9 protein-coding genes are annotated in these 12857 nt (G+C 67.3%); 6 read left to right on the top strand and 3 right to left on the bottom strand.

Translation table 11 applies throughout. The features are described from left to right. Positions 1–27: 27 nt before the first annotated feature. Positions 28–891 carry an alpha/beta hydrolase family protein gene (locus R3I40_RS07105; protein WP_285261895.1) on the bottom strand — a complete coding sequence of 288 codons (864 nt, stop codon included), beginning with the start codon at positions 889–891 and terminating at the stop codon, positions 28–30. A 123-nt stretch (positions 892–1014) separates the two neighbouring features. Further along, entirely contained in the window at positions 1015–2184 is a 1170-nt protein-coding gene (locus tag R3I40_RS07100; protein ID WP_285261896.1) for a DNA recombination protein RmuC, read from the bottom strand. Between the two features lie 118 nt (positions 2185–2302). On the opposite strand from R3I40_RS07100, the gene ychF reads away from it, so the two are divergent. From ychF to R3I40_RS07085, 3 genes are all read left to right on the top strand, one after another. Further along, positions 2303–3388: a redox-regulated ATPase YchF gene (ychF, locus tag R3I40_RS07095; protein WP_285261897.1), complete on the top strand. Its 1086-nt coding sequence runs from the start codon at positions 2303–2305 to the stop codon at positions 3386–3388. Positions 3389–3521: 133 nt separating this feature from the next. Then, positions 3522–4793 carry an MFS transporter gene (locus tag R3I40_RS07090; RefSeq protein WP_285261898.1) on the top strand — a complete coding sequence of 424 codons (1272 nt, stop codon included), beginning with the start codon at positions 3522–3524 and terminating at the stop codon, positions 4791–4793. Continuing rightward, positions 4790–5569, top strand: coding sequence for a siderophore-interacting protein (locus R3I40_RS07085; RefSeq protein WP_285261899.1), 780 nt, complete (start codon positions 4790–4792; stop codon positions 5567–5569). Before R3I40_RS07090 ends, R3I40_RS07085 begins: the two co-directional genes overlap by 4 nt. 90 nt (positions 5570–5659) lie before the next feature. Here the strand turns inward: R3I40_RS07085 and R3I40_RS07080 are convergent, their stop codons facing one another. After that, a complete protein-coding gene (locus R3I40_RS07080) occupies positions 5660–10213 on the bottom strand; it encodes a lamin tail domain-containing protein (RefSeq protein ID WP_285261900.1) in 4554 nt (1517 codons plus the stop codon). A 343-nt stretch (positions 10214–10556) separates the two neighbouring features. Here R3I40_RS07080 and R3I40_RS07075 point away from each other — a divergent pair, with 343 nt between their 5' ends. From R3I40_RS07075 to R3I40_RS07065, 3 genes are all read left to right on the top strand, one after another. Beyond that, positions 10557–11093, top strand: coding sequence for a GNAT family N-acetyltransferase (locus R3I40_RS07075; RefSeq protein WP_285261901.1), 537 nt, complete (start codon positions 10557–10559; stop codon positions 11091–11093). Positions 11094–11216: 123 nt separating this feature from the next. Continuing rightward, entirely contained in the window at positions 11217–12110 is an 894-nt protein-coding gene (locus R3I40_RS07070) for a MerR family transcriptional regulator (protein ID WP_285261902.1), read from the top strand. Positions 12111–12406: 296 nt separating this feature from the next. Continuing rightward, positions 12407–12847 carry a YtoQ family protein gene (locus R3I40_RS07065; RefSeq protein WP_183375172.1) on the top strand — a complete coding sequence of 147 codons (441 nt, stop codon included), beginning with the start codon at positions 12407–12409 and terminating at the stop codon, positions 12845–12847. Positions 12848–12857 lie beyond the last annotated feature (10 nt).

Genomic DNA, 12857 nt, shown 5'->3' with positions numbered 1-12857 from the left:
GTGCGGACTGCCGCGCCCTAACGCGGATCAGCAGCTGGGGGAGCGGAACGTGGTGGACGGCAGGGCGTCCTGGCAGAGCAGTTCGGCGTAGCGCTCGTCGCCGTCCACATGCACCTTCATGAAGGACAGCATGCGGCCCTGCAGGGCGGGGTCGTCCACATTGCCGGCCCAGTGGGTGCCGGTGAGGTGGTTGATGAGGTAGCGGTCCTTCGCGCCGGTGAGGGAGCCGTAGATCGGCAGGGCGTACTGCGCGTAGGGGGCGACGTTGTCGAGCATGCCGCCCACCACGAGGGTGGGTTCGTTGACGCGGGGGAAGCCCTCCTTCGCCCAGGGGTGCACGGCGATGACGGCATCGAACTCGCGGGCCTGCGCGGCGTAGAGGACACCGCCGCCGCCCATGGAGTGTCCGACGAGGGCAGTGCGGTCCTTATCGACGATCTTCTGGATCGCGGGATGCTTGAGGCCGGAGTCCATGGCGCGCACGGCCATGGTGGCCCGCTGCTGCGGCTGTTCGAAACCGGTGTACGTGTTGGCCTGCAGCACGATGAAGCCGTGGGAGGCGAGACGCTTGGCGATGACTTCGTTCACCGAGCCCGGCTCGACGAAGCCGGGCATGGTGACGACCAGAGCGTACTTCTCACCGTCCTTCGGGTTCGCGGGGTAGAAGAGGGTGCCGCCGCCGAAGCCGGAGAACTCACCCGCCTTCAGCTTGGTGGAGGTGACCTCGTACGGGCCGTCCTTGGTGATGGATTCCTGGGTGGGGGCGTCGCCGTGTTCGGCGGCGACTGCGGCGGTGGGGGCGAGTGCGGCCCCGGAGAGAGCGAGGGCGCCGGCGGCGAGGACTGCGGCGGTTCGGGAGGTAATGGTAGTCAGGAGGGATGAACGGGTCACGGGATTCTCCTTCGGGTCAGTGACTTCCATGACACTGAGTGAATGGTAAGTCGGTCGTGACGTGCGTCGCAGTGGGTTCGGAGAATCTGTCCGCCTGGTGGGAAGGGCCAGTCTCGGGGGCGGTCAATCCGTGCTCGGATCGTGCTCGCCGGAGTCGCCGATGTCGCGGGGGAGTTCCCGGGCGCGTGTCGTGACGGGCTCCGGCTCGGCGAGGGGCTTGCCCATGGCGGCGAGTTCCTCAATCGAACGCGCGGTCGGCATGACCCTCGACTGGTAGGAGCCGACCACGTCGTTGAAGGTCTTCACCGTCCCATCGAGTGACCGCCCCAGTTTCGTGAAGTGCCGCCCCATGGTGGTGAGGCGTTTGTGGAGTTCCCTGGAGCGGGACAGCACCTCGAGGGCGTCCCGGTTCAGCGCATCCGTGCGCCACGTGTGCGCCACGGTGCGCAGCAGCGCCATCAACGTGGCGGGGGAGGCGATCACCACATCGAGGGTGAACGCGCCGTCCAGCAGGCCCGGGTCTGCTTCGAGAGCAGCGGCGAGCACCCCATCGGAGGGAACGAACAGCACCACGAACTCGGGTGCGTCCCCGAGCCCCGCCCAGTACGACTTCGCACTCAGGGAGCTGACGTGCATGCGCAGAGCGCGGGCGTGTGCCTGCAGGTGGGCGGCGCGCTCCGACGGGTCCTGCGCGTCAACCGCGCGCAGGAACGAATCCATCGGCGCCTTCGCATCCACCACGATGGAGCGGCCCTGCGAGAGATGCACGACGAGGTCCGGGCGCTGCTCGCGGTCCCCGTCGGCCGACCTCCCCCTCGCCTGGGTGGAGAAGTCCGTGTGCTCCAGCATCCCGGCCGCTTCCACGATGCGCTGCAGCTGCACCTCACCCCATTGGCCGCGGGAGGAGGGGGCCTTGAGCGCTGAGGTGAGGGCCGCCGTGCCGTGGGTGAGGTCCGCGGTGGTCTGCGACAGGCGGCGGAGCTGCGCGGTGAGGTCACCCTCGGAGCGCGACCGGGCCGCCTCGGTGCGCGCCACCGACTGCTGCAGCTGCTCGAGGGACTGCCCGATCGGAGCGAGCGCAGCCGATGTGCGGGCGTGGTCGCGGGAGTAGCGCTCGTCGGTCAGCGCCAGCAGCTGCTGCGAGGACTCCTGGGCGGCCTTCGCAGCGATCGCGGCAACATCCACCTGTTCTTCGCCGGCGCGTGAGCGGGTGCGCGCGGACCAGAGGGAGCCCGCGATGATGCCGAGCAGGAAGGCCGCAATGCCGATGACGATGACGATCCACATGTCCATGGGACTAGACCACCACGGGGGTGCGACATTTAAAGTCTGCGACACCCCGCCCGTGAGATCGGCCCCGTTCCCCAGCGGCCGGCGGCGGGCTGAGCAGGCGGCGGATAGACTGGCGCGCGTGGCTCTTACTATTGGAATCGTTGGCCTGCCCAACGTCGGCAAATCGACCCTGTTCAACGCACTGACCCGCGCCGAGGTGCTGGCCGCGAACTACCCGTTCGCGACCATCGACCCGAACGTCGGCGTGGTGCCCCTGCCGGATGCGCGCCTCGGCCGCCTCGCCGAGATCTTCGGTTCGCAGAAGATCCTGCCTGCGACCGTGTCCTTCGTGGACATCGCCGGCATCGTCAAGGGCGCCAGCGAAGGCGAAGGCCTGGGCAACAAGTTCCTCGCCAACATCCGCGAGGCCGACGCGATCTGCCAGGTCACCCGCGCCTTCTCCGACCCGAACGTGACCCGCGTGGACGGATCGAAGGACCCGCAGGGCGACCTGGAGACCATCTCCGCTGAGCTGATCCTCGCCGACCTGCAGTCCATCGAGAACGCCCTGCCGCGCCTGGAGAAGGACACCAAGCGCAAGGTCATCGAACCCGAGGTCCTGCCCGAGGTGATGAAGGCGAAGGAGCTGCTGGAGACCGGCGTGACCCTGTTTCAGGGCGCGAAGAAGGCCGGAATCGACATCTCGCTGCTGCGCGACCTGCAGCTGATGACCACCAAGCCGTTCATCTACGTGTTCAACACCGACGAAGAGGGCCTCGCTGACGCCGCCATGCAGCAGGAGCTGCGGGAGCTCGTGGCGCCGGCCGAAGCGATCTTCCTGGACGCGAAGTTCGAGTCCGAGCTCATCGAGCTGGACGAGGCGGAGGCGAAGGAGATGCTGGAGTCCACCGGCCAGGAGGAGTCCGGGCTGGATCAGCTGGCGCGCGTCGGCTACGACACCCTCAACCTGCAGTCCTACCTCACCGCCGGCCCGAAGGAAGCGCGCGCGTGGACCATTCGCAAGGGCTGGACCGCTCCGCAGGCAGCCGGTGTCATCCACACCGACTTCGAGCGCGGGTTCATCAAGGCCGAGGTCGTCTCCTTCGACCAGCTCGATGAGGCCGGCTCGATGAACGAGGCCAAGGCCAAGGGCTGGGTCCGCATGGAGGGCAAGGACTACGTCATGGCCGACGGCGACGTGGTGGAGTTCCGCTTCAACGTGTGACCACCTGTCCGGCAGACCGTCGAACACGGCTCCCTGATGGGTGCGACGTCGCCTGCGCAACTGGGCCTGCATTAGCGCTAGACGCGAGTTTCATAATTCCGTAAGGTTACCCTTGCCTAACGGAAGGATCTCCATGAGCGCTACCGCCCCCGCCGTCCCGGTGACGGCTACGGCCCCGCACGATGATCAGGACCACACGACGACCCACGGCGTGCTGCCGCTCGTCGCGTCCCTCTACGTCACGCAGTATCTGGGTGTCGGCTTCATCTACGTCGGGCTGACCGCCATCCTGCGGCGCGAGGGCGTCTCCCTCGAAAGCCTCGCTGCCGTCTCCCTGGCGGGCGCAATGTGGGCGCTCAAACCCCTGTGGGCGCCGCTCGTCGACCGATTCGGCCGGACCAAGACGGGCCACTACCGCACGTGGCTCCTCATGCTGCAGCCACTCCTGGCGCTCGCCAGCCTCGCCCTGGTCGCGATTCCTGAGCCCGCCCAGCATCTCGGCGTCCTCGGTGCCCTCATCGCGCTCTACACCTTCATCAGCGCCACGCAGGACATCGCCGCCGACGGCCTGACCGCCCGCGCCGTCAACGACGCGACGCGACCACTCGCCAACGGCATCGCCAACGCAGCGCAGTGGGTCGGCAACATCCTGGGCGGCGGCGTCATCGTGCTGATCTTCGACGCCTTCGGCTGGGGGCCGGCGATGATTGCGCTGGCTGCGCTCTGCCTCATCCCGCTGCCGCTCACCCTCCGCCATCGCGAGCGCCTCCCCGATGCTCCCGAGCCGCGGCTCGGCCCTGCCTATGCCTCGCTCGTGCGAGTGTTCCGTCAGCCCGGCGGGCGCATGTGGGGACTCGCGGTGATGCCGCTGTTCCTGGCCGGCACCACCGCCGCGTACGGCCTCCTGTCTCCCGCACTCACCGATGCCGGCTGGGGGCTGGATCGTCTCGGCTGGGTGCTGGGAATGTTCCTCGCCATCCCCGCGGCGGCGGCCTCCCTGATCGTCGGGCCGTGCGTTCGGCGCTTCGGGGTCTCGTGCTGCCTGCTCACCGCCGGGCTCGTGGATGCGTTCGCCGTGATCGCGCTGCTCCCGCTGGCCTCCGGGTGGGCACCCGTCCTGCTGACCGTGGTGGTCCTCAGTGTGTTCGTGGCGGCGATGGCGGCGGCGAGCACCATCGTCTACACCGTCAACATGTCGTTGGCTCGTCCCGGTTCCGAAGCCACCGACTTCACAGTGCTCGCCGCTGTCGCGATGACCGCGAGCTACGTCCTCGGCGCCGCACTCATGCACGCCGCGGGAACCGTCGGCTACGCTCCCGTGTTCCTCGTGAGCGCCGCACTCGCCTTCCTCGGCACAGCAGCGGGGGTCGCGCACACCCGTCGAATCGAGGCGAGCACCGCATGAGCAACATCACCGTCTCACAGGGCGACGGCCCGATGCGCGTGCAGGTGGCGCGCTCGGAACGCATCTCCTCGTGCATCCAGCGGGTCACATTCACCGGCGATGACCTCGCGCGCCTCCGCTGGCGTGGTTTCGACCAGTGGGTGCGCCTGTTCCTCCCGACGAGCGATCCTGCGAGCCTGGATCACGTGCCCGATCGCATCACCAGGGGCACGTACGCGCGCCTGCTGACGGTCCCAGCGCGGCGTCGCCCGTCGGTCCGCTCGTACACCCTGCGTGCTTGGCGCCCGGAGGCCGGCGAACTGGACATTGATTTCGTTCTCCACGGCGACAAGGGAGTCGCCGGCCCTTGGGCCGCGAGCGCGCGGCCCGGTGACCGCGCAGCGCTCCTCGACCAGGGGTGCGGGTGGCCCGAGCCCTCAGCGCGGAACCTCCTCCTGGCTGCCGATGAGACTGGACTTCCTGCGATCATGGGAATCCTGCGCGATCTTCCGCGCACGGCGCGCGGCTGTGCGCTGGTGGAGATCCCTGATCCGTCGGACGCGCAGTCGGTGGAGCTCCCCAGCGGGATGGAGCTGCGCTGGTTGGTGCGCTCCGCTGATGTCGCCCCGGGAGCCATGATCCTCGGCGAGCTGCCGCAGCTCGAGCTCCCGACCGCTGACCGCCACGCGTTCGCTGTGGGGGAGTCCGCGCTGGCCACGGGAGTGAGGCGGCATCTTGTCCGTCAGCGCGGCTGGGCGCGAGGCGAGGTCACCTTCTGCGGCTACTGGAAGTGCTGACGGCGCCCGCCGACGTCAGCGCCGTCGGCGCCGTGGAGCAGGCGGGGCCGCGCCCCATGCAGGAGCGCGGCCCCGTCGTGCGGGTGAATGCTAGCGGCGACTGCGGCGCAGGCGAATCACCGCCACCCCAGCTGCGATGAGCACGACCGCCGCCGCGATCAGCCCAGCGGCTTCGGTACCGGTCCGCGGCAGGAAGCCCTCACGGGCGGACTGCGCGGAATCCGACTGCGAGCGAGAGCCCCGGCCGGAACCCGCGGTCGCGTCCTGGCCCGATGCGCCTGCCGTCCCCGCCTCCGGTTTCTGTGCACCCCCTGGCGCCGATCCGTGACCAGCCTCGTCACTCACCCCGGGTCCTGCCGGCTTCCCCGACACTGCGGGGTCACGCGGGTCATCGGCCTCGGGCTGCCCAGGCGCGGTGGGGGTCTGCGGCTTCGAGGGCTTCCCTGGGCGGGGTGACGTCCCCGGGCCCTTGGGGTCCGACGGGTCCTCAGGCCTCTCCGGCAGCTCCTCCACGTCACAGTCCTCGCCCTTCACGATGACGTCCTGAACAGGCGAATAGTGCTTCGCACCGTACGGATCAGTGGTGAGTACGTAGAAGGAATGCGTGCCGTCAGCGAGCTCCTTCACGTCGACCGACACCTCCGACGGCGACGCCGCGCCCTTGACTGCGCCCAGTTCGGTGCTCGTGAGCACGTCGATGCGGGCATCGGTCGAGGTGAGCGACTTCGTGCGGGGCTCGAGCCCCAGGTCGGCGTAGCTCACCTGGAACTCCTGGTGCTCGGGCTCCAGGCTCGGGTCCTCCGAGTTGTAGACGTCGCGGACCGGGGAATACGTGCGCGCGATCATCTTTTCGCCCTGGTTGTCGAAGTGCATGAGGCGGAGGAAGCCCTCGCCTCCTTCGGGCAGGCCCTGGTAGTCGAACAGCATCTGCGTGACGGTCCGCTCCTTCGTGCCGTCGCCGTCGTCATCGAAGGTGTCCACACGGGTGTAGGCATCGTGGTAGTGGCCGCTCATCACTGCCCGAACATTCGGGTTCGTGGCCACAACCTCGTCGTAGATCCGCTGCGGGACCGGCCCGAGTCCGCCGGTGGTGAGCATGTATTCATGCAGGTTGATGAAGGCGGTTCGTTCGGGATACTTCGCCAGGACTTCGTTCATCCACGCGATCTCCTCGTCGCCCGGATCCCAGCCCATGTAGAGCATGATGAAATCGTGACCGCCCGCGGAGATGAGGTCGTAGTGGCCGCGGTTGTCCTTGTAGCTGCCGCCGTACCACGGGTTGCCTGCATATCGGGCCTCGCCGAAGTGCTTCGAATAGGCCGTGAAGTCGTTTGACAGGTGGCCCACATCGTGGTTCCCGGCGAGGACACCGTACGGGAGCTGTGCATCATCGAGCATCCGATACGCCTGGTCGGCGTTGTCCCACTGGTACTGCTTATCCGCCTCATCCACAATGTCGCCGGTGTGGAAGACGTACTGAAGGTTCATCTCGTCTCGGCGGTCCAGGAAGTAGTCGTGGATCGCCAGCTGACTCTCGAAGTACGTTTCGTTGTAGTACTGCGTGTCCGATTCCCACCCGAAGGTGAAGTCGTAGTCGCTGCGCGGAGTGTCGTCCGGGTGGTGGGGTGTGACCGCGGTCGAACGGTCGGACAGGTTCTTGCCCGCCCATCCTTCCGAATGCTGCACCACAGCGCGGATCTCGCCGCCCACGGTGTGTCCCGCGAGGGGCACCATCGCTTCGAGCGTGCCGGCACCGGACTTCGAGTCGGTGAGCGTGACGTCGACTTCCTCGTAGGCGCTCTTCTCGGTGTTCCACACCAGGAGGCGCACACGCGCACCTGGGTCGGTTGTGCCGCTCCAAGCCACACGGATGAGTGAATCCTCCGGTGAGCCCTTGGGGACCGGCGTGGTGAAGGCATGGAAGGGCAGAGCATCATCCGAGGTCGTTGCCCTGCCAGCGCTCACTTCCGCGCCCGTGCGTTCGCTCTGGTCCGCATCGTGCACTGCGCCGCCTGTGCCGGTGAGCGTGCCGTCGGACAGTGACGCGCTGTGTCCCTCCCGGAAGGACACGTCCAGCGCATCCCGACTCGGGTCAGACACCTGCGCTGTGAGGGACGAGTCGGTGCAGACGCTCAGCTCCGCTCCGGGTTCGGTGACGATCTCGCCCGATGGCTGTTCCAGCGGCGTGGTGAAGGTGATCGTCTTCTTCGAGGTGTTCCCCACCGTGTCCTTCGCCGTGATGACCAGTGTGTGGGTTCCCGGCTTCATGGTGAGGCTCGAGAAGACCGTACCGGACTCCACCGGTTCACCGTCGAGTGCTGCAGTCACCGATTCGAGACCCGAGCCCGTGTCCGTGGCGGAGAAGTCCACCGGGAACTCTCCTCGCAGTTCCGCACCGTCGGCGATCGGTGACGTGATCTCCGGCCCGGTGTTGTCCACGATGACGGTTCGTTCCACGCGCGATCCATCAGGTCCGATTCCGCAGACGGTGTGCTCGCCGTCGGCCACCGTCGTGGTGTCCCAATCGGCAGAACGAGCAGTGAAGGCATCGGATGGAATGTCGAACTTCGCGTTGAGGATCTCCACCTTGCCCGCGGAATCCCCCATCTGGATGATGGTGTCGGGGTTGTCCCATCCTGGGGCGCGCAGCGTGCGGCCATCGGGGAGAATGAGGCGCACATTCCGGACGGTGAAGTCGTCGTTGTTCTCGTTCTCGTCGATGCCGGGCTTCGCTTTCGTTCCCGCGGCGATATCGAGCTGCAGGTTCTTCCCCTGGGTCACATATGTCAGGGGAACGTCGGTGGAGATCGTGGCCCACTTGTCGTAGAGCCCCTCGTCGAATACGTGCAGCACGTCGTCGCCTACGAGCACACCGTTGCGGAAGTAGGTGTCGGTCTGCGACGCCTCGAACGCAAAGACCGGCGAGGTCTCGAGGGATGGCTTCGCCCCGGTGAGTGTGGTGCCGTCCACGCACACCTCCGGCTCGTCGGAGGGGCTGTCGGTTGCTGCGGAAACGGGCACTGTGCCGTTGACGAACTGGCCGTCTGTCAGATTGAGGCGCAGCGGATCAGTGTCTGCGCCGTCCACTGGGACGCGGACAGCGTCCAGGGTCGACTCGTGCGTGCCGTCCGAGGCCGCCACCGAGTATTCGAAGTGCTTCTTGCCGGTGAGGTCCGCCTGCGGGATCGTGAGCGTGAACGTGCCGTCGGCGTTCCTCGTCAGGTTGTGCACCTGCGGCGTGGCGTCGGAGCTTGATGAGAGCGACACCTCCACTCGGCGCACCTGCACATCGTCGCTGATGGCGAACGTGAGCTGGGCGTCCTTCGAGGGGTCGATGGAGGCGGGCGAACGGTCCTCGATCTTGGGGGCGGCGGTGTCGGGGTTGAGAGCGACCGGTTCGCTCGGCACTTGGCCCGGCTGAGCTGAGCCCGGCGTGGCCGCAGACTTCTCCATGATCATGCCGGTGGCGAAGTCCTTGGGATCCACGGTGTAGTGGATGCCGGCGTCTGGGCTGGTGTCGTCAGCACCGCCCACGTTGTAGAACACGCGGTGCACCGGATCGCCCGCGCGGGTCTGGATCTCCATACCGCGGATCGAGCCGTTCGCCATGCCGGCGGACTCGATCTCGACCAGCTCGAACGAGTTCGGGTCGACGTTGTAGTTCTTTGCGAAGTCTTCCTTGGTGAGATCCGCATTGGGACCGTTCTTCACCCATGCCACCACGGTCTTTCCAGGCTCAACCACGGCATTGCCCGGGCTCATGGGCCACACGGCGGCGTTGGTGATGGTGAGGTCATCAGTGGGGTAGAGGTAGCGGAGCTGGTAGTCGGCCAGACTGATCGGTTCGGTGGTCGGGTTGTAGATCTCGATGAATTCGTAGCCGTCAGAACCGCCGACGTTCGTGGAGTCGGGGACCAGCTCCGTGATCATGAGGTGACCCACGGTGGTGTCGGGGCCTGGGCCCGGAATGGTGGGCGCGGGGTCGCCGGGATCTGTCGGATCCGGTGCGCCGGGGTCTGGGTCCGACGGCTTCTCGGGCTTGTCCGGCGCCGGCCGGTCGTCGAGCTGCTGGGGGTCCACCGTGCCGGCGGTGGGGGCTGACAGTGAGGCGAAGACGTCGAGGGAGCGTGCCGCGGCATCGGCTGGCGTGCGGAAGTGGATGGTCTTTCCGGCTCCGACGCTTCCTGTGGGGTAGAAGGCGCGGACCACTTCAGTGCCTGCCGCGTCGGAGATGCGGATGCCGCGTTCGCCGCCGTTCGCCATGCCGGGCTGGCCTTCGATCTTCTCCACGCGCGTGTCGGCATCGATGCCCCATGCTGCTCTGAAGTCATCCGCGGTGTATGCCGATGTGTCGACCGTGGTGCTCGTGTAGTTCAGCCACAGCACCACGGTTTCACCGGGTTCCACGGTGACGGGGGATTCGACCGTGAGCGGGACGTCCTTCGCCGTGTCGGCGGAGTCGGCATAGATGTAGCTGAGTGAGAGGCCGCCGTCACCGATGGTTGCCGGTTCGGTCCCGGGGTTGGTGACTTCGATGAATTCGAAGTTGTCCACGCCGCTGTTGTCGGGGGCGATTTCGGTGACGATGAGCGGCCACGTTTCAGGAGCAGCGGCCGACGCGGTCTGAATGACCGAAGGAGCCACACCGGCAGGAAGGACTGCGGGGGCGATGACGATCGAGCAGCTGAGTGCGGCTGCTGCGAGTGTGCGGGAGGAGAAAGCGGGGGTTCTGCGTGCCTGAGCATGCCAAAGAGGGGACACGTGCGTCTCTTTCATCGGGGGGATAGGGACCTATACCTCTACGGTGCGCGCGTGGCGGCCAGGTGAATGAGAAGTGACGTATTGGGGCCAGTGCCGGTAGGACAGCGGGTATTCTTCGACAAGTCACGGAACCGTCCGGTGCGGACGAAGACTGTGCGGACAGCTGGCAGGAGGAGATCGAGATCGTGGACGAGCAGATCGCAGTGAGAGCACCGGGGCGGGTCGCATGAGCGGCGCGTCCCCTGTTCTGCGCCGGCTTCGGCCCGGCGATGCTCTAGCGGTGCTGTCGGCCTTCCGATCGAACCCCGACATGGCGCGCCAGGGCGATGTGTCGACTCCTGCCGATTCAGAGCGCTATGTGAACAGGTTGACTGAGGCGGGTGCGCCGCACGAGGCCTGGGCCATCGTCGCCGAGGACGAGCTGGTCGGCCTCGTGTGCGTGAGCGTCGATGACACGAACCTCAGCGGGTGGTTCTGGTACTGGATGACGGACGCGGCCCGCGGACGCGGGTGGATGTCCGCGGCGGCCGCCACCGTCGCGACGTGGGCTCTGAGCGAGGGCGGGCTGGAGCGTCTCGAGCTGGGGCACCGCGTGAACAACCCTGCATCCGGAGCAGTGGCGAGACGTGCCGGGTTCGTGAAGGAGGGGACTGAGCGGGCGAAGTTCCTCGTGGACGGTCAGCGGATCGACGTGGACACCTATGGGCGGCTGAGGTCTGATCCTTCGCCGTCCTTCGACCCCATCCCGATGATCGACCACTAGCAGCGGGACCCGCCATGGATCCTCGTGCCTTCCAGCCGGCCCGGAATGTTGACCTTCCAGTTGCTGGATGCCGCACGGTTGTGGTGTCAGCACGTGCTGGCGACACAACAGAAGGGATTTGCGATGATGAACATCGGACAGTTCGCGTACAGCACAGGTCTGAGCGTGAAGACGCTCAGGTACTACGACGAGATCGGTCTGCTCCCCGCAGCCGATGTGGACGAGTTCAACGGCTACCGCTTCTATCGGGCCTCACAGCTGCGCGACGCGGCACTGCTGCGGGTGCTGCGCACGTCCGGTATGGGGATCTCCCAGATGAAGCGGGCGCTCACCCATCCGACCGAGATCGATGAGCTGCTCGCCCAGCGCCGAGCCGAACTCGCTGCGCAGCGAGAACTCGAGGACTGGGCACTGGAGGAGGCCCCGAACTGGCAGGACATCGATCTGAGTGCGGTGAAGACACGCAGCTGCGCCGCACAGCCCTGGGTCGGTGTCGCTGTTCCTCTGGATCTGCGTGATCTGGTCGACGATGCTGATGGGCAGGCAGCTGAGGAGTGCTTCGGGCGCGTGGCGGAGCTGTCCTCCGGCCTGTTCGCTGAACTCGCGTCACGGGGGCTGGTCGACGCTCAGGACGCGGGGGAGCACCACTCGTGGATGGAGCTGCGCACTGAATCTGCACGCCCGAGCGTTATCCAGACGGCGTGCTGCATTCCCGTTGATGACAGGATTCGGGCGGACTTCACGATCGATGGGCACCCGGTGATGACCGGGGAGCTGCCTGACCGTGTCGAGGCCTTCGTCGCCGAGAGCGTCGCGGCCGCTGACAGCGCCGACAGCGAACGCCAGGGCCCGGAGGACCGGCTCGCCGGTGGCCCGCTTCCGCAGCGCGCGGGGATCGCGCTGTCCCTGGTGGCGGAGCAGGCCGGAGCGGACCCCTTCTGCGTCCGGCAGCAGACCAGGGAAACCGCCGACGGGTTCGAGCTCGAGTACAGCCTGACGCTGCCTGCGGGGCAGTGAACGCGGCTGCGTGAGGACCGCCCCGGCGCCACGGGGCTCCGACCTCGTGGCGCTGGGCTGATCGGTACTGTGCAGAGGTGGTGACGTCAGACCACGTCGTCCGGCACTACCGGTCCGCGGATGCCCGCGTGAGCGTGGAGGTGTTCGCCAGACCCCTTCCGGTGATCCGCAGCGCATCCTCATCCATGCCGCCAGCATTGGGACGACGAACGGCCAGCACCCGTCGGCCGCCCCGACCAGGCGGCTACGATGGCGGCAGCCCACCCGCACACCAGACGCGACAGAGGAGCCGCACCATGACCTTCACCGTGTACCTCTCCGGCGAGATCCACTCCGACTGGCGCGAGGAGGTCCAGCGCGGTGCTGAAGCCGCCGGCCTCGACATCACCTTCACCGCGCCGGTCACCGACCACCCCGCCAGCGACGCCGCCGGTGACCACCTCGGCGACGCCCCCGAGGGCTGGTGGCGCGACAACCAGTCCTCCAAGGTCAACGCGATCCGCACCCGCACACTCATCCAGCAGGCCGATCTCGTGGTGGTGCGCTTCGGCGACAAGTACAAGCAGTGGAACGCGGCGTTCGACGCCGGCTACTGCTCCGCCCTCGGCACCCCCTACATCACCCTCCACGACGAGGACATCGTCCACCCCCTCAAGGAAGTCGACGCCGACGCCCAGGCCTGGTGCCGCACCACCGATCAGGTCGTCCAGACCCTCCAGTACGTCCTGAAGGGCTGAGAGGACCGCG

Origin of the sequence: Helcobacillus massiliensis (assembly GCF_033106145.1) — a bacterium.
Classification (GTDB): domain Bacteria; phylum Actinomycetota; class Actinomycetes; order Actinomycetales; family Dermabacteraceae; genus Helcobacillus; species Helcobacillus massiliensis.
Note: the sequence above shows the minus strand (reverse complement) of the source record. Positions and strands in the feature narration are given on the sequence as shown.